General features: G+C 58.3%; 13 protein-coding genes. 4 read left to right on the top strand and 9 right to left on the bottom strand.

The window, feature by feature from the left end:
• Positions 1 to 13: 13 nt before the first annotated feature.
• Positions 14 to 3,205 (top strand): tetrathionate reductase subunit A, encoded by a 3,192-nt coding sequence (locus tag HF327_RS04695; protein ID WP_169107136.1) that lies wholly within the window; start codon positions 14 to 16, stop codon positions 3,203 to 3,205.
• A 185-nt stretch (positions 3,206 to 3,390) separates the two neighbouring features.
• Here the strand turns inward: HF327_RS04695 and HF327_RS04690 are convergent, their stop codons facing one another.
• From HF327_RS04690 to HF327_RS22275, 3 genes are all read right to left on the bottom strand, one after another.
• Positions 3,391 to 4,113, bottom strand: coding sequence for a hypothetical protein (locus tag HF327_RS04690; protein ID WP_169107135.1), 723 nt, complete (start codon positions 4,111 to 4,113; stop codon positions 3,391 to 3,393).
• Positions 4,114 to 5,776: 1,663 nt separating this feature from the next.
• Positions 5,777 to 6,520, bottom strand: coding sequence for an amidohydrolase (locus HF327_RS22280; protein WP_328701759.1), 744 nt, complete (start codon positions 6,518 to 6,520; stop codon positions 5,777 to 5,779).
• Between the two features lie 95 nt (positions 6,521 to 6,615).
• Entirely contained in the window at positions 6,616 to 7,506 is an 891-nt protein-coding gene (locus tag HF327_RS22275; protein WP_169107134.1) for an amidohydrolase, read from the bottom strand.
• A gap of 633 nt (positions 7,507 to 8,139) precedes the next feature.
• Here HF327_RS22275 and HF327_RS04675 point away from each other — a divergent pair.
• Complete coding sequence (locus HF327_RS04675) at positions 8,140 to 9,072, top strand: LysR family transcriptional regulator (RefSeq protein ID WP_169107133.1); 933 nt, start codon at positions 8,140 to 8,142, stop codon at positions 9,070 to 9,072.
• 426 nt (positions 9,073 to 9,498) lie between these two features.
• Here HF327_RS04675 and HF327_RS04670 read toward each other — a convergent pair whose 3' ends face one another.
• Both HF327_RS04670 and HF327_RS04665 read right to left on the bottom strand, forming a co-directional pair.
• Positions 9,499 to 10,095: a hypothetical protein gene (locus tag HF327_RS04670; RefSeq protein WP_169107132.1), complete on the bottom strand. Its 597-nt coding sequence runs from the start codon at positions 10,093 to 10,095 to the stop codon at positions 9,499 to 9,501.
• 238 nt (positions 10,096 to 10,333) lie between these two features.
• Positions 10,334 to 10,762, bottom strand: a complete 429-nt coding sequence (locus HF327_RS04665; RefSeq protein WP_169107131.1) for a hypothetical protein — start codon at positions 10,760 to 10,762, stop codon at positions 10,334 to 10,336.
• Positions 10,763 to 10,955: 193 nt separating this feature from the next.
• Between HF327_RS04665 and HF327_RS04660 the strand changes: the two genes are divergently transcribed.
• A complete protein-coding gene (locus HF327_RS04660) occupies positions 10,956 to 12,029 on the top strand; it encodes a linear amide C-N hydrolase (protein WP_169107130.1) in 1,074 nt (357 codons plus the stop codon).
• An 82-nt stretch (positions 12,030 to 12,111) separates the two neighbouring features.
• On the opposite strand, the gene HF327_RS04655 is transcribed toward HF327_RS04660, so the two are convergent.
• The 3 genes from HF327_RS04655 to HF327_RS04645 form a co-directional block, all read right to left on the bottom strand.
• The gene (locus tag HF327_RS04655) at positions 12,112 to 12,393 is read right to left on the bottom strand and encodes a YkvA family protein (RefSeq protein ID WP_169107129.1); all 282 of its coding nucleotides are present in this window, start codon (positions 12,391 to 12,393) and stop codon (positions 12,112 to 12,114) included.
• 180 nt (positions 12,394 to 12,573) lie between these two features.
• A complete protein-coding gene (locus HF327_RS04650; RefSeq protein WP_169107128.1) occupies positions 12,574 to 13,107 on the bottom strand; it encodes a GNAT family N-acetyltransferase in 534 nt (177 codons plus the stop codon).
• 206 nt (positions 13,108 to 13,313) lie between these two features.
• Entirely contained in the window at positions 13,314 to 14,441 is a 1,128-nt protein-coding gene (locus tag HF327_RS04645) for a suppressor of fused domain protein (protein ID WP_169107127.1), read from the bottom strand.
• Between the two features lie 186 nt (positions 14,442 to 14,627).
• Here HF327_RS04645 and HF327_RS04640 point away from each other — a divergent pair, with 186 nt between their 5' ends.
• The gene (locus HF327_RS04640) at positions 14,628 to 14,957 is read left to right on the top strand and encodes a carboxymuconolactone decarboxylase family protein (protein WP_169107126.1); all 330 of its coding nucleotides are present in this window, start codon (positions 14,628 to 14,630) and stop codon (positions 14,955 to 14,957) included.
• Between the two features lie 73 nt (positions 14,958 to 15,030).
• Here the strand turns inward: HF327_RS04640 and HF327_RS04635 are convergent, their stop codons facing one another.
• Complete coding sequence (locus HF327_RS04635; RefSeq protein WP_198460414.1) at positions 15,031 to 16,944, bottom strand: potassium transporter Kup; 1,914 nt, start codon at positions 16,942 to 16,944, stop codon at positions 15,031 to 15,033.
• Between the last annotated feature and the right edge of the window lie 197 nt (positions 16,945 to 17,141).

The following is a 17,141-nucleotide window of genomic DNA, read 5'->3' as shown; positions in this document are numbered from 1 at the left end:
GAAGAGGCACACCATGACTGACAAAAAACTCCCCCCCGAACAATCTCACGATGAAGCGGTATCCGACGCCAAGGTGGCTCGCCGCCGTTTACTGCTGCGCGGCGGCGCTGTGGCCGGTGGCCTGGCCGCTTTTGCCGCGGGCTATGGCGAAACCGTGGCCAAGGGCGCCAAGGGCTTGATCACCGGCACATCGGGCAAGACCACGAAAAGCGCCACGCGCGGCAATTCGCTGACGCCCGAGTTCCGCATCGACCCCGTCACCGGCCAATTGACGACCCAGCCCGGCCAGGTGGTCAGCCCTTCGTCGTGCCTGGGCTGCTGGACCCAGTGCGGCGTGCGCCTGCGCGTCGATACCGCCGACAACCAGATCATCCGCATCGCCGGCAACCCCTACCACCCGCTGGCCACCACCAACCCCGCGCCCATGGAAACGCCGGTGCGCGAGGTCTACGCCATGCTGGGCGGCGACAACGGTCTGGAAGGCCGCGCCACCAGTTGCGCGCGCGGCTCGGCCATGCTCGAACATCAAAAAGCCCCGCACCGCGTGCTCAATCCTTTGAAGCGCGTGGGCCCGCGCGGCTCCGGCCAGTGGAAGACCATCACGCTCGAAGAGCTGGTGCAAGAAATCTGCGAAGGCGGCGACCTGTTTGGCGAAGGCCATGTGGAGGGCCTCGCCGCCATCCGCGATGTGAAGACGCTGATTGACGAAGCCAACCCCGAATACGGTCCCAAGTCCAACCAGTTGCTGGTGACCGAGGCCGCCAACGAAGGCCGCACGCCTCTGGTCAACCGCTTTGCCAAGCAGTCGTTCGGCACCCTCAATGTGTCCAACCACGGCTCGTACTGCGGCCAGACCTACCGCGTGGGCACGGGCGCGGCTCTGGGCGATATGGCGGGCATGCCCCACGGCAAGCCCGACTGGAAAAACTCGCGTTTTGGCCTGTTTATCGGCACCTCTCCCGCGCAGTCGGGCAACCCCTTCCAGCGCGTGGGCCGCGAGCTGGCCGAGGCGCGTTCGCGCGGCGAGAACACCTACAAATACGTCGTGGTCTCGCCCATGCTGCCCACCTCGTCCAGCCATGCCGCCGGCGACAACAACCGCTGGCTGCCCGTCAAGCCCGGCAGCGACCTGGCGCTGGCAATGGGCCTGATCCGCTGGATCATCGACAACGAGCGTTACGACAAGCAGTTTCTGACCCAGCCTGGCCCCGCCGCCATGGCGGCCGTGGGCGAGGCATCGTGGAGCAACGCCACACACTTGCTCATCAACGAGCCCCAGCACCCCCGCTTTGGTCAGTTCTTGCGCGGTGCGGACATTGGTCTGCCCATGCCTGAGCCGGTCGATGACAAAACGCCTGCCGACGATGTGTATGTGGTGCAACTGGCCGATGGAACGCTGGCCGCTCACACCGTCGCCACACCGGCCGAGCTGATCGTTGAGCGCAGCTTCACGCCCATCAAGGCCGCTGACACCACTGAAGACCCCGCACCGCTGGCCGTCTGCAGCGCCTTTGTCAAACTGCGCGCCGAGGCGCACAAGAAAACGCTGGCCGAATACGCCGCCCTGTGCGATGTGCCCGTCAAGGAAATCGAAGACCTGGCGCGCGAATTCACCAGCCATGGCAAGCAGGCCGTGGCCAACTCGCACGGCGGCACCATGAATGGCTCGGGCTTCTACACCGCCTACGCCATTGCCATGCTCAACAACCTCATCGGCAACCTCAATGTGCGCGGCGGCTGGGTGATGGACGCAGGCCCATTCGGCCCTTTTGGCCCCGGCCCACGCTACAACTTTGCGCAGTTTGAAGGCGCGGTAAAACCCAAGGGCGTGGCCCTGTCACGCACCAAGTTCCCCTACGAAAAGACCAGCGAGTTCAAGCGCAAGAAGGAAGCGGGCCAGAACCCCTACCCCGCCAAAGCGCCCTGGTATCCCGTACCCGGTGGATTGAGCAGCGAAATGCTGGCCGCCGGCATGCTGGGCTACCCCTATGCCGTCAAGGCCTGGATCAACCACATCAGCAACCCCATCTACGCTATGTGCGGCTTCGAGAACGCGCTGGCCGATGCCGTCAAGGACGTGAAAAAGCTGCCGCTGTTTGTCTCGGTCGACCCCTTCATCAACGAGACCTCGGCCCTGGCCGACTACATCGTGCCCGACACCGTCACCTACGAAAGCTGGGGCATTGGCGCGCCCTGGGCCGACGTGGTGGCCAAGAGCAGCACCGTGCGCTGGCCCACCGTGGAAGCGGCGACGGCCAAGACAGCCGACGGCCAGCCCATCAGCTTTGAAACCTTTATCTTTGCCGTGGCCGAACAGCTGCAGCTGCCCGGCTTTGGCAAGAACGCCATGAGCACCAAAGACGGCGAGCCGCTGGACTTGGAAAACGCCGAAGACTTCTATCTGCGCGGCATGTGCAACATCGCCTACCAGGCCGGCAAGCCCTTGCCCGAAGCCAGCGATGACGACATAGCAATCACCGGCCTCACCAAGTGGATGCCCTCGGTAGAAAGATGCGTCAAACCCGAAGAAGTGCGCCGCGTCGCCATGGTCATGAGCCGTGGCGGCCGCTTTGATAAGGTCGAAGACGCTTGGAAGGGCGATCACCTCAAGCTGCAAGCCAAGTTCCCCGTCACCTTCTGGAACGAGGGTCTGAGCAAAATGCGCCACTCCATGACCGGCGAGCGCTACAGCGGCTGCGCCACCTGGTACCCCACGCGATTGGCCGACGGCAGCGATATGCGCGCCGTCTTCACCGAGCAGGACTGGCCGCTGACCATGACCAGCTACAAATCCAACCTGATGAGCAGCATGTCCATCGCCGCCTCACGCCTGCGCCAGGTGCACCCGCACAACCCCGTCAGCATCAACAAGGCCGACGCGGCCAAACTGGGCATTGCCAATGGCGACGCCATTGAACTCTGCACCCCCGGCGGCCAACTGCGCGGTGTGGCCCTGGTGCGCGCCGGTGTTGCGCCCGGTGCTATCGCTATTGAACATGGCTACGGCCACAAGCAACTGGGCGCTATAGCGCATGTGGTCGATGGCAAGGCGACGCATGCCAATTCGCAACATGGCAATGGCGTGAACTTGAACACGCTGGGCTTTGCCGACCCTACGCGGCCTGAAAAGGACAATGTCTGGATTGATTGGGTTTCGGGGGCTGTGGTGCGGCAGGGGTTGCCTGTTCGCGTCAAGAAAGTTTGATGACTGGTTGACTGTTTTGCCTGCTTGATGCGGGTGATGAAAATGAAAAAAGCCCATCGCGGAAGCGGTGGGCTTTTTTACTATTCAAAGAAACGTAGACGATCCAAGTCATTCAGTCATCAAAAATAGTCAATCATCCCGCTTAGCAGATCCAAGAGATTACAACTATTTAATTGAAATTATTTTCACGCAAACTGTTCCAAAATTCCATACAAGCCAAGAAATTCAATTTTCAAATCATCATTATTTCTTAAAACAGTTTCCAATGATTTTCTTTCGTACATCACAGATTTTGCTTTAATTGAACCAGTCCATGTAGGCATAAGAAAATTAGCAGATTCCTCCACATCAATGCCCCACCATTTGTTAACATAGATATTTAAAAATCTAACGAGTACCTTTACCGCTATAAGTGCATCTTCTTCTGTATATCTATCTGGATCAAGAGAAATATTTGACAATTTACTTTTTGAAGTTCCTGATTCATCAATAGACTCATGTATATATGAATAATTTACATCACCTGATTTTGTTTTAATATTCAATTTTATTGAATTGATTTTTGGATGCACAAGTGCGTTCCTCTGGCTAATTAATTCCTTTATTGCCTGAGTTTGAATTACCCCGCGAGGAAGAGATTTTTTATTATGCCATTGGAGAATAAAATCAAATTTATCAATCGTTGATAATCTATCAATTTCATCCTTCAATTTTTTCGTTATATCAACCGAAGACAAAAATGAATTCGCCGCAGCCTCTAAAGCATAATTCGTCGAAAGAATACTCGCCTTGGCAATTGTTGTCTTAATATGTTCACTACTCTCTGCCGCAGATATCTCATAAAGAGTAATGGCATCTGAAAAAATTTTGAAAAAACCATTTTGTCTCATTTCCACAGTTCTATTCATCAACTATCCTTTAGGATTATTTATATAAATCACAAAAATTATCTATATTTTGCTTCGTAATCTACAACAGTGGCCGGGTCTCGCCCCGGCAGGCGACCTTCTTTTCTTGCTCGTGCAAGCAAAGAAGGCAAAAGAACACGACCCGACTGTCCCCGTCCCTACGCTGCGTTTCACTTCGCTCCGGGCAAACCTGCGTCACGCCATTCAGTCTGCGGTGCGGCAAAACTCACTGCGCAGCAAGCTGCTCCGTTCAAACACGTTGCCGCAAGTCAGAGCACGAAGCAACACTGTCCTTCGGCAGCGTTGCCCGCAGCCTGAACAGCGTGCCACAGGCGCGGACACACGGGTGGATGCGGGTACAGGCGGCCTGCGAGAGTTGTAATGAAATCAGGCTCTAGCGCTTATCCAGATTGCGGTAGCAGCTATGAAGTCTGCAAGAAGCTATCTGGCTGTTGGTATCCGGTATTGCCCCTTTTTGCCCACGCCTGCGACGGCAAGTTCTTGGGGCTGGCAGTTGCACCGCAGAGTGCAACTGCATCGTCATCACTTTAACGGCAACGTGTTTGAACGGAGCGTCAAAGACGCGCAGTGAGTTTTGCCGTACAGCCCCAAGAACTTGACGGCGCAGGTTTGCCCGCAGCGAAGCGGAGGGTCGGGGGCAGCAGGGGGCGCCTTCTTTTGCCTCCTTTTCTTGGCGACGCAAGAAAAGGAGGTCGGCTGGCGGGCCGAGACCCGCCCTCTGCCAGCACCGCAGGCATGCTGCAAAAAAATTTGCAAAAAATCCGCCGCTAGCGCGCACCCTGAGCACGCCAGTAGCTATCAATTTGCTACTGCGTTGTCGCACGCGACAGAGGACGGGTCTCGGCCCGTCAGCCGAGGTACTTTCTTTTGCTTCGCCAAAAGATAAGTACCCAAAGAAAAGGCGACCCGACTGTCTGCGTCCCTGCGCTTCGCTCCGGGCAAACCTGCGTCACACCATTCAGACTGCGGTGCCGCCCAACTCACTGCGCGGCTTTGCCGCTTCGCTCAGACAACCGGCGGCAAGTCAGAGCACGAAGCAACGCTGTCCTACGGCAGCGTTGCCCGCAGCCTGGACAGCGTGCCGCAGGCGCTGACAAACGGGTGGGTGCAGGTACGGACGGCCTGCAAGAGTTATGACGAAATTGACTTCTAGTGCTTATTCGCCAAGCGGTAGCAGCTATGAAATCTGAGCTGAGCTATCCGGCTCCCGGTATTGCCCCTTTTGCCCACGCCTGCGACGGCAAGTTCTTGGGGCTTGCAGTTGCACCGCAGAGTGCAACTGCATCGCCATCATTTCTACGGCAACGTGTTTGAAAGGAGCATCGAAGACGCGCAGTGAGTTTTGCCGTACAGCCCCAAGAGCTTGACGGCGCAGGTTTGCCCGCAGCGAAGCGGAGGGTCGTGGGCAGCAGGGACCTTGTTCTTTGGCTACTTTCTGGCAGCAGAAAGTAGCTCGGCATGGCGGGCCGAGACCCGCCCTCTGTACTTGGCAAAGGCATGCAGTTCAAACAAGAAATTCAAGTCAAATCAACCTCTAGCCCAATCACAGAAAGCGCAAGCAGCTATCAAAAAAGTCTCCGCATAAACACCGTAAAAACAGCATTCATGCAGAGACCCCGGCTACCGGTCTAGGTCAACCGCCTCAGCGACCAGTCTTGTAAACCGTCTCCCCTTCCACAATGGTTTCCAGCACCTGAATGTCTTTGATCTTCATGGGGTCGACAGACACAGGGTCGCCTGACAGCACCACCAGATCGGCAAACTTGCCAGCTTCGATGGAGCCGCGCTCTTTTTCCTCGAAGTTCTGGTGGGCGGCGTTGATGGTGATGCCGCGCAACGCGTCCAGCACGGGAACGCGCTGCTCCGCACCGATGACGGCACCGCTGGTGGAGACTCGGTTGACGGCTGCCCACAGCATGAGCATGGGGTCCATGGGCACTACGGGCGTGTCGGCATGCAAGGTGAAGGGAATGCCGCGGTTGAGCGCAGACTTCACGGGGCTGATACGCGTGCCGCGCTCGGGTCCCAGGAAGATGTCGCGATGGCGGTCGCCCCAGTAGTAGGTGTGCAACTCAAAGAATGAGGGAACCACACTCAGCTCTTTCATCTCGTCAAGCTGGTCCTCACGCGTCATCTGCGAATGGATGACAACATTGCGTGCATCAGTGCGCGGATGGGCTTCCTGGGCTTTTCGGTAGGCATAAAGCACATCGGAAATGGCTTGGTCACCGTTGGCGTGGATGAACATCTGAACACCGGCCTTTTGTGCCGCAATGGCGCGGGTCACCAGAGCCTCGCGACTGGATCGGGGGTAGCCGGCATAGTCGGCGTCGTCGTCATGCGGGGTGTGATAAGGGTGGCTCAGGTAGCCGGTATAGCCCTGGATGGAGCCGTCATGAAAGTCTTTGATGCCACCGACTTGACCATGCCGCTGCTCAGCTTAATGGCTTTGGAGCCCGCCAGTGCATCCAGCCCCATGGGCTAGGCCACAACGCGTACCGGCAGCTTGCCGCTTTGCGCCGCTTTTTCCAGCGCTTCTACGCCGCTTGGGCCGGTGGCACCGTCGTTGGCGGTGGTCACGCCTTTGGAGGCGTACATTTTTGCGGCCTCTGCCAACCCTTCCTGCACCTGGGCTGCGGTCAATGCCGGTTTGAATTTGCTGACCAGCTGAGCCGCAGTTTCGGCCAGATAGCCAGTGGGTTCACCCTTGCCGTCCTTGCCGATGACACCACCTTCGGGATTGCTCGTGGCGGCAGTGATACCAGCCAGCTTCAGCGCAGCGGTATTCGCCACGGACATATGGCCGGAAATATGGGTGACAAAGACTGGCTGCGTGGTGGAGACCTTGTCCAGATCTTCACGCGTGGGATGGCGCTTTTCGGCAAGCAGCGTGTCGTCGTACCCAAAACCGGTGAGCCATGCATCGCTACCCAGCTCTGTCTGCTTGGCTTTTAAAAGCACAATGATTTCTTCGATAGATTGGATTTTCCCAATCGGCGGGCTATTTAAATCTGCCTCAAATTTCAGATTCATACCCGTCATTGAAAAATGACTATGGGCATCGTAAATACCGGGAATCATGGTTTTTCCACCTAGGTCGATAACCTTGGTATCTTTTCCGATGTATTGATTGACGGATTTATCTGTGCCAACAGAAATAATTTTTTTGTCTTTAATCGCGACAGACTGAACCACCTGACCTTGATGATCGACTGTCAATATCTTTCCATTTTTATATACGACCTGGGCATATCCACCTGCAGGGGGATCGTCGCCACTGCAAGCCGCCACGCTAATGACGGCAGTAACGGTACAGACACAAGATAGCAAAGCATTTTTAGATATTAATCTTTTCACACCAACCTCCTCCATGAATGCGTTATGAAATGCCCAAGGGGGCCTATTTTTTTAACATTCACACAGAAATGGCTATAGAGCCAAATGGGAACTATTGATAATTCCAACCTCAACTCACAAAAAACAAATAGATACATCACCCGTGGTTAATACCAATAAAATAATAGAAAAATCCTGCAAAGGATAATTTCCAAACTATTCTTTTCATCCATCAAAAATATTGATTTTCAAGCGAAGAGCATTCTTTTTCTTCGCAAGAAATAGGCGACCAAAGAAAAGCGCGCAACGGCCTGCGCAGGCACAAAGTCAAATGCAGGTTCCGGCATACCGACAAGCATCCAGACTGCCCTCACCCTCCATCTGGCGGCATTCTGAATCCCTCTGTCACCCGCCGCTCAGCCCGTTCCAGCCAAGCACATACCACCTGTTTGCTGCGTTGCCACAAACTGTCAGCTGCGAGCCGAGTGTCTGCATCGCACTCGTCGGATGACGTGTTTAAGGTATTTGGTAGATGGAGTTCGGCACTTTTGCCATCGGTTGTTTGGTTTTTCATAATCCATCAATGCTCTCCATTGGCTTAATATCCGTAAAGTTGAATGTTCTGAATAGTCAATTCAGAAAATCTGATTGAAAGCGGATTGATCCTCCATGCGAAACCTCAACCTCGACCAGTTGCAGACACTGATTGCCATTGCCGACCTGGGCACATTTGCCGCTGCTGCGCAAGCGCTGCACCTGGCAGCGCCCACGGTGAGCCTGCATATCAAGGAGCTGGAGTCGCGCATGGATGCACAGTTGCTGGTGCGCGGGCGCAAGCAAACCACGTTGACGGCGGCGGGCCAGGTCCTGATGGAGCACGGCCGCAAGCTGTTGCAGGCCAGCGACGATGTGGTGGAGCGTGTACAGCGCCGTGCCAGTGGGCGCGAGGGACTGGTGCGTGTGGGCGTGTCTGCCGGAGTGAGTACCTGGCTGCTACCACTGATGCTGAATGCGCTGCAGCAGCGCAGCCCGGGCGTGGAGGTGCGGCTGGAGGCCGTGGGATCGGCCGAGTCCATGCAACTGCTGACGGCGGGCGCGCTGGATGTATGCATTGTGGCCAGCCCGCAACCAGCGCAGGCGGGCATTGTGATCATGCCCTGGCGGCTGGATAGCATCGTCGCCCTGCTGCCCGCTGACTGGGGTGCACCCGAGCGTGTAAGTGCCGAGTGGCTATCGCAGCGGCGCTGGTCGGGGTTTTCCGCGCCCACGCACATGCAGCAGCAAATTGCCAACTGGTTTGGGCAGGCAGGCTACACGCCCCGCCCCTTTATGGCGTTTACCAATACCGGAGCGCTTAAAAGCCTGGCACTGGCCGGTCAGAGTGCGGTGCTGCTGCCTCGCGAGGAAGTGCAAGATTTAGCGCCGCTGCCGCAGGTTCAGATTCGCCCGCTGCAGCCCACGCTGCTGCGCCCCTTGGCCGTGGCACACCGTCAGGATCTGGCACTCAACCCCGCCATTTCCCCTGTTCTGGCGGTACTGAGTGAATTTGCCAACCTGAACCTGCAGAAACAGCAGCCCAATGACGTCAAGCCCTACTGCTGATTGCCGTAGCCGCTATCAAAATTCCCCTGTTTCGCCCTGCCTAAGAGGCCAAACGCCTCAACTGCGATGTGAACCGTACTCACCTTTTTGACAGTCCTTGCAGCGTGCCGAACTGCTCAAAACACCCATGCAAAAACTGCTTGCCGCGCTGACTCGGCCCTTGATCGTGATGACCGCCCCGCTCTCCAGCTGGGCCGGCAATGACGACCACGACCACCCTGAGGGCAAGCCAGAGTTCTAGGAAGCCCCTGCAAGGTCGAGAGCGAGTGGAAGAATGGCGGCGGATACAAGGACAAGCGCGCGCAAGGGCACGCTAAACGTCACCAGCCCGGCTCGAAGACTCCGCCCTGATTCGCCTGCCAGCGCCCATCCATCAAGCACTGGCGATTTTGTTTTGATAGCAACGCGCGATGCGGCTGGGCCGACTTAAACCGGCCCCGCCACAAAGCCTGGGCTGCGCTGCAGGCGCAGCATCACAGCCTGGGCATTAGGCAGTTGTTGCAGGGGAATGAAGAAGACTGCGTCGGGCATGGGGTGTGCAGCGGGCCTGATCTGCAGCATGCCCTGGCGCTCGAAGATGACGCCAATGCGGCTGGCATCGTCATAGGCGGCGGCCAGATGCAGATCGCCCTGCTGCAGCTGCAGCCCGTGTTCATCGAATGTGGCCGCACAAGCCAGTTGCGGCTGGCCTTTGAAGATGTGCTGCTGCACCATCTGGATCACGGACTGGCGCGAGACCGTGCGGCGGACTCCCATTTCATACATGCGTTGCTTGATATTCCAGTGACTGGCATAAAAAAGCACGCCCAGTAGCAGCATGAGCCCAAAACAGATTTGCGCGCCGAGGCCGTTCTGGAGCGTGGCGGCGACCAGCGCCAGCAGGGGCACAGCCGCGATGGAGGCGAGCCGGATCTTGCGCCACATACCTGTTTTGCTTTGCAGCACGGCGTCCGAGGCGTCGCGCTGCGCCAGCATGGTGCGCTGCAGCGTAAAACGGGTCTGGCTGATCACATTCACGGGCATGGGCTTTACGGCAAAAGTCTGAGATTTTAGGGCCGCAATGCCGAACGCTTACTCGCCTAAAAAGTAAGAGAGCTGCGCGTTTCAGGCTGCGATGGCGGGTACTTCAGCCACAAGGGTGGGCAAAGCAGTCGCCTTGAATGCATTGATGCCCCGATCACGCCTGAACGCACAGACCGACGGGTTTGCTGCCGCGCTCAAAAGCCTGGCTGCGGCTTGCCAGAGCGCCGCAAACCGCCTGTCAGCGCAGCTTGATCCACTTGCGCCCATCCCGCGATTGATAGGTTCCGCCCGTGGCGCAGCAGCCACCCGCGCCAAATGCCATGCGGCCCAGCACCACGGTCAGCTCGCCAGCTTTGAAGTCAATGGACTGGCGATCACAGGACGTCCAGAAGGGGTAGGGATCGGGCGCCAGCACGCTCTCCCAGTGAACGTCGCCCTGCCCACGCGGCTCGACCCGGTACACCTCGCAGTCGTGCACCAGCAGCACGGTGGTCTGCCCAGCCAGGTCGCCGCGAAAAATGTGCTCTGGCAGAGCATCGCGCGTAGCTTTCGCCTGCTCGCTGAGGGGAAGCTTGGCAGGCTGGCCGCTGTCCCCACCCAGGTCGCAACCCGACAGGCCCGTCAGTACAAACAAGCAAACAAAGGTCAGTGAGGGTTGAAGGCGCATGCCCCTCAGTATGCCCTGCCGCCCAGGTTCAGGCTCTAGCGCGCGGCGGGCGTGGTGGGTTGGCGTCAGCGGCCAGCTTTCCCGGAAGGTAGTATCTGCATGCAAGGTGCGATTCGTCGTATCAAAGATCGCCACGCTTGGCCTGCAACAGGCCTGCATACCCGTCACCGTTGTTCTCGAAAAGGAAGATTGGATGAAAGCTCACATGCCGCGTATCCGCCCCCAACTGGCCGCCCTGCTGCTGGCTGCCTCTGGCATTGCCGCCACCACCAGCGCCTGGGCCTGCACCCGGCTGGTCTTTCACGGCGCAGAGGGCCAGGTCATGACGGCCCGCTCCATGGACTGGAAAAGCGACATCGTCAGCAATCTCTGGGTGCTGCCTCGCGGTATGGAGCGCAGTGGGCAGACGGGGCCCAACACGCTGCGCTGGAAGTCCAAGTACGGCAGCGTCATCACTTCGGGCTATGACATTTCGACCACGGACGGCGTCAACGAAGCCGGTCTGAACGCCAATCTGCTGTGGCTGGTGGAATCGCAATACCCCCGCTTTGACGACAAGAGCAAGCCGGGGCTGACGATTGCGGCCTGGGCGCAATATGTGCTGGACAACTTTGCCAGCGTGAAGGAGGCGGTGGCCGCGCTGGAGAAGGAGCCCTTCACCATCGTCTCGGACAATGTGCCCGGCGAGGATCGCCTGACCACGCTGCACCTGTCCATGTCGGATGCCAGCGGGGACAGTGCCATCGTCGAGTACATCAAGGGCAAGCAGGTCATTCACCATGGCCGCGAGTATCAGGTGATGACCAATTCACCCACCTTCGATCAACAGCTGGCGCTCAACAGTTACTGGCAGCAGATCGGCGGCACGACCATGCTGCCCGGCACCAACCGCGCGGCCGACCGCTTTGCGCGGGCCTCGTTCTATGTGAATGCCATTCCCAAAGAGCCGAACCCCAACAAGGCACTCGCCAGCGTGTTCAGCGTGATCCGCAATGTCTCGGTGCCCTACGGCATCAGCACGCCGGGCCAGCCCAATATCTCGTCCACCCGCTGGCGCACCGTGTTCGACCACCAGCGCCAGCTGTATTTCTTTGAATCAGCCCTGACGCCCAATACCTTCTGGGTAGACCTCAAGGCACTGGACTTCAGCGCGCAAACCGGCAAGGTCATGAAGCTGGATCTGGGCCAGGACCAGAGCCACACCTATTCGGGCAATGCCACAGCGCAGTTCAAGCCCTCAGCGCCTTTTCAGTTTCTGGGCATCTGAGATCTGAACGCCTTTCGATAGAAAATAGCGGCTAGCGCTTGATACAGCAGCGCAGGCCGCTATGATTTTTAAAGAATAGGCGCTAAACCGCCTTGGCACCTACTCGCTCGCGCAGTGAGGCCAGCAGCTCGGCCGGCAAAAATTGAAAAGCCAGTTGCAGCAGCAAGAAGCCGATCATGCCGTCGTCCAGCCAGCCCAGAATGGGAATGGTGTCTGGAATGAAGTCGACGGGACTGATCACATACAGCGCGGCGAGCACGGTAACAAGCTTGGCCGCCTTGGGCGAGCGCGGATCGCGCAGCACGGCCCAGGCGAGCCGCAGCTCTTTGCGAAAGATTGTCAGCAGGCGACCCAGTCTCCACATGGCAGTCACTCCTTCAAAAGTGAAAAACACCACGCTTTAACGTGCGGCCAGCGCTGGGGATGACAAGAGAGGCACCTCATTTTGCGGTCGCAGAATGTATCTGTGCTCTGAAGCCAAATAAGCTATAGCGCTTGATAGACATGCGGTTGCAGCTCTTGATTCAATAGCAAATCAGTGGTTTTAGCCGTCGATGGGGTTCAGCGGGGTCTGCAGCGTGAGCTGGTAAAAGGCCAGATCCAGCCAGCGGCCAAACTTGAAGCCCACTTGGGGCATATTGCCCACATGCTGAAAGCCCAGTCGCTGGTGCAGTGCAATGCTTGCGGCATTGGCCGCGTCAATCGCGCCGACCAGCACATGCACATCGCCTCTGCGCTTGGCCTCGGCAATCAAAAGCTCCATCAGTTGCAGGCCCAGCCCCTTGCCGCGATGCGCGGGGTGAACGTAGACGGAATGCTCGACCGTGTATTTGTACGCCGGGTAGGCGCGAAAGCTGCCCCAGCTGCAAAAGCCCATTAGCTCGCCCGCAGCGTTTTCAATACCGATGACGGGAAAGTCGCCTGCGCGCTTGGCATCAAACCAGCTGACCATGTTTTGGGCCGTGCGCGGCTGGTAGTCGTAGAGCGCGGTGGAGTTGACGATGGCGTCGTTAAAAATGTCCAGAATGGTGGCAGCGTGGCGCGGGTGCGTGCATTGCACTGTTTGCAGGTCGTTCATTGTTTCTCCGGCAGCGTAGCCCTGCCTCAATGCTCATGGGAGGCAGGCTTGCTGACTGCCTATTATCAGCAGCAACGCGGGGGCAGATGGACAGTTGCGTGGATTAAGGCCCGTTAGCTACACGTGGCCTGCTACTGCCCTCATTCAAACCCAACAAGCCTCTACCGCTTATTCATCAAGCGCAAGCAGCTATCAAATCTGATGATTTATTGCTCTACGTAAGCCCCAGTGACCTTGCCGTGATCGTCGGTGATCATGCTGGTTTTGACCTGCCAGACCAGACCAGCCAGCCCGGGTACGGTGTATTCGCCGTCGCGGCCTTTGACGACTTGCTTCCACGCCTGCATTTGCGCGGGGGTCAGGCTGAGCTTGAGTTCATGGTCGCTATGCCAGTCAAGCAGACCACCTTCGCTGTCGCCTGCGGGCACCAGCTCCAGCGTGGAGCCATCGCCCGCCAGTATCAAGGGACGGCCATGCGGTAGGCGCGCGGGCAGCATGGCTTTGAGGTCGCGCACGCCCAGACTGCCGAGTTTGATCACGGTCTGAGGGCTACGCAGCAGGCGCTTGCGCTGGGTAAAGCCCAGCACATCGTTGTAGAGCACGCCGGTCTTGGAGCCATCACGGGCAGCGCCAGCATCAATGGCGGCCTGCACATCGGGCAGCTCGTGCAGGCTGGGACGAGCCAGGTTGGTAATCCACAGCGGCATATAGGGCTGCATGGCCTGCAAGGCGCCCTGCACATTCCAGCGGCGCACTTCGCGCAGCTCGTCGCTGGTCAGCGCCACCAGTTGCAAAAACATCAGGTCGCCGTAGGGGGTGTGGACGGGGGCCAGTTCGGGGTCTGGCACAAAGCCCATCTCGGTCAGCAGCGTGTCGGCACCGGCCTTGATGGGACCGTTGGCCGTCATCCAGTGACCGGGGGCAAAAACATTGCCGGTGCGAAACACATAACGCGCCATGTTTTGCAGAAAGTTCAGAGGCCAGACGGGGGGCTCTTGCTCGTCCACATCACGCGCCAGCCTGAAGGTCATCTCAAAACCGTAGCCGCTAGGCTTTTCGGGGGCGATGTCATAGCTGTCGTCCAGATCGCCATACAGATCGCTGAAGCCGTAGGTGACGTAATACCAGTGCGGCCCGCCTTGCTCACTGCGATAGACGCTGATGCCGTCCAGCGGGTCAGCCCCGCCCAGGCGGAACTTGATGGCCGTGCCGTAATGCGCCGGCTGCTGGTCGCCATAAACCGCCTGCAATGCGGCGTCGATTGCACCCCAGCCAAGACAGCCTTCTTCCTCAGGGTTCTGAGAGGCAGAGTCGTGGGTGTTGCGGGAATTCATGGCTTTTTCTCCTTTGTACTGAGTATCCATGCAGGAGAAAGCCGCTTGAGCGGGGTTACAAACGGAAATGTGAGCGAGCGTTTCGCGCCTGCATGGCTTTCAAGCCTGCTCAGCCCTCACCGCATGGCGCTTGAACGCCCTATAGCTAAGGCACACAATCAACACTTTCTTCACAAGGAGCAACATATGCTGGACTGGAACGAATACCGCAAGGAACTGGCTGGCCGATTGGGTGAATTTGCTGAACTGAGCCCCGGCACCATGGAGGGCTACAAGGCGCTTTCTAGCGCTGGCAAGAAGACCGGCCACCTGGACGCCAAGACCCGTGAGCTGATCGCCATTGCCGTGGGCGTGACCACGCGCTGCGACGGTTGCATTGCTGTGCATGCCAAGGCCGCCAGGGCTGCCGGTGCCAGCAAGGAAGAAATTGCCGAAGCGCTGGGCGTCGCCGTGGCGCTGAATGCCGGCGCGGCTATGGTGTACTCGGCCCGCGCACTGGACGCACTGGGTGAATAATCCCTGAAAACAATAGCAGCCAGCGCTTGATCTGCTTGGGCCTGCGCTGCTATAGGCAAATTTATTGATTGATTTAAAGCACAACCTGCGTACCCAGCTCCACCACCTGGTTCGCAGGCAGCTTGAAATACGTGGTCGCACTGGCGGACTGCCGCGTCATCCAGCCAAACAAGGCACAGCGCCAACTGGGCAGACCGCCAGGCCCGTTCATCACCTGCACTCGGGCCACAAAGAAGCTGGTGGTCATGGGGTTGAGGTTGGGGGTTTCGCCTTCCGCATCCGGTGTGATCAGCTTCAGAGCGCTGGGAATGTCGGGCTGCTCGCGAAAGCCAAAATGCATGTCCAGCGTCCACACGCCACTGCACAAGCGCTTGAGCTGCAGGCGCTGCGCGGTGTGCACATACGGCGTGTTCTCGTTGACCACGTGCAAAAACACCGTTTGCTCATGCATGACCTTGAAGTGTTTGAGGTTGTGGAACAGTGCGTTAGGCACCAGCTTGGGGTCTGAAGTCAGGTACACAGCCGTGCCAGACACCACGGGCACGCCTTTCATGGGCGTGCTCAGAAAATCGGCCATGGGTATATCAAGACGCCGCCGATGCTCGGCCACTCGCTGCGTGCCGTCGCGCCAGGTCGTCAGCGCAATAAAGATCAGTGCACCCAGCGTCAGCGGCAGCCAGCCGCCCTGCTCCAGCTTGGTCAGGTTGGAGGCAAAAAATCCAATCTCCAGCAGTGCAAAGCAGGCCAGCGCAGCCAGCGTCACCCGCCTGAAAGGGCGCCTTCCCAGATACACCACAAAGCCCACCAGCATGGTGGTTATGAGCATGGTGCCCGATACCGCAATGCCATAGGCCGCCGCCAGCGCACCCGAGGATTTGAAGGCCAGCACCAGCGCAATCACCGCCAGCAGCATTAGCCAGTTCACACTGGGAATGTAGATCTGGCCCTGCTCCTGGTCCGAGGTGTGCAGCACACGCACGCGCGGCAGATAACCGAGGCGGCTGGCCTGCAGCGTCATGGAGTACGCGCCCGAGATAGTGGCCTGCGAGGCAATCACCGTAGCCGCCGTGGCCAGCACCACAAAGACCAGCAGCCACGAGGGCGAAGCCAGCAAAAAGAAGGGATTGCTGGCCGCCGCCGCATCACGCAGTATCAGCGCACCCTGACCGAAGTAATTCAGAATCAGGCTGGGAAACACCAGCCCGTACCAGCCCAGCCGCACGGCGCGGCTGCCGAAGTGGCCCATATCGGCATACAGCGCCTCGGCCCCGGTCATGGCCAGAAATACGGCGGAGAGCAGGAAGAAAGCCTTGTCCGTGTGCTGCACTGCAAAGCGCAGCGCATGCACCGGGTTGACGGCCTGCAGCACCATCGGCGTTTGCAAAATACTGGCCACACCCACCCAGGCAATACAGACAAACCAGACGACGGTGACCGGCCCAAACAGCTTGCCCACTACGCTGGTGCCCTTCATCTGAATGGAAAACAGGCCGATCAAAATACCGATGGTGATGGGCACGATGAAGTGCTCAAACTCTGGCGTGGCAATGCTCATGCCCTCTACGGCCGACAGCACGGAGATGGCCGGGGTGATGATGGCATCGCCATAGAACAGCGCCGCCGCAAACACGCCCGCTCCCACGACAAAGCGCGAGCGCCGGGACTCATCCCCCATCACCCGATGCGCCAGCGCGGTCAGGGCCAGCACGCCGCCTTCGCCATCGTTGTCATGGCTGAGCACCAGCCAGACATATTTGATGGCCACGATGATGATCAAGGCCCACAGCAGCGCCGAAAGCGCGGCCAGCACATTCTCTGGCGAGACCCCCAGCCCGTGGCCGCCTACAAACGCCTCTTTGAAGGCGTAAAGCGGGCTGGTGCCGATATCGCCAAAAACCACCCCCAGAGCCGCCAGTGTCAACGCCGACTGGCTGCTGCTCTGCCCCTTGATTCCATCCCCCTGAAGCCCATGATTGTTGTGTGACATAGCGGTGCTTTGCAGTGATAGAGGCCGCGTTCCGGCGCGCGGCTTCGGGTCAGTATGGCATGGCTGGAGAAATTGAAAAGCCTCTGTAATTCAGGGCTCAGCGCCCTTGCTCTTGATGCAATCTTGATAGCAGACAGCGCAAACCATACAAGAGCTTGAGACCCGAATATCTAGATTCAAGGCTTCGCAACCACCGG

It is taken from the genome of Comamonas suwonensis (genome assembly GCF_012844455.2).
GTDB lineage: Bacteria > Pseudomonadota > Gammaproteobacteria > Burkholderiales > Burkholderiaceae_C > Comamonas > Comamonas suwonensis.
Note: the sequence above shows the minus strand (reverse complement) of the source record. Positions and strands in the feature narration are given on the sequence as shown.

What these genes read in the sequence shown, in the direction of transcription:
- HF327_RS04695 (WP_169107136.1), top strand. Translation starts at nt 14, where the DNA reads ATGACTGACAAAAAACTCCCCCCCGAACAATCTCACGATGAAGCGGTA.
- HF327_RS04690 (WP_169107135.1), bottom strand. Translation starts at nt 4,113, where the DNA reads ATGAATAGAACTGTGGAAATGAGACAAAATGGTTTTTTCAAAATTTTT.
- HF327_RS22275 (WP_169107134.1), bottom strand. Translation starts at nt 7,506, where the DNA reads ATGGAGGAGGTTGGTGTGAAAAGATTAATATCTAAAAATGCTTTGCTA.
- HF327_RS04675 (WP_169107133.1), top strand. Translation starts at nt 8,140, where the DNA reads ATGCGAAACCTCAACCTCGACCAGTTGCAGACACTGATTGCCATTGCC.
- HF327_RS04670 (WP_169107132.1), bottom strand. Translation starts at nt 10,095, where the DNA reads ATGCCCGTGAATGTGATCAGCCAGACCCGTTTTACGCTGCAGCGCACC.
- HF327_RS04665 (WP_169107131.1), bottom strand. Translation starts at nt 10,762, where the DNA reads ATGCGCCTTCAACCCTCACTGACCTTTGTTTGCTTGTTTGTACTGACG.
- HF327_RS04660 (WP_169107130.1), top strand. Translation starts at nt 10,956, where the DNA reads ATGAAAGCTCACATGCCGCGTATCCGCCCCCAACTGGCCGCCCTGCTG.
- HF327_RS04655 (WP_169107129.1), bottom strand. Translation starts at nt 12,393, where the DNA reads ATGTGGAGACTGGGTCGCCTGCTGACAATCTTTCGCAAAGAGCTGCGG.
- HF327_RS04650 (WP_169107128.1), bottom strand. Translation starts at nt 13,107, where the DNA reads ATGAACGACCTGCAAACAGTGCAATGCACGCACCCGCGCCACGCTGCC.
- HF327_RS04645 (WP_169107127.1), bottom strand. Translation starts at nt 14,441, where the DNA reads ATGAATTCCCGCAACACCCACGACTCTGCCTCTCAGAACCCTGAGGAA.
- HF327_RS04640 (WP_169107126.1), top strand. Translation starts at nt 14,628, where the DNA reads ATGCTGGACTGGAACGAATACCGCAAGGAACTGGCTGGCCGATTGGGT.
- HF327_RS04635 (WP_198460414.1), bottom strand. Translation starts at nt 16,944, where the DNA reads ATGTCACACAACAATCATGGGCTTCAGGGGGATGGAATCAAGGGGCAG.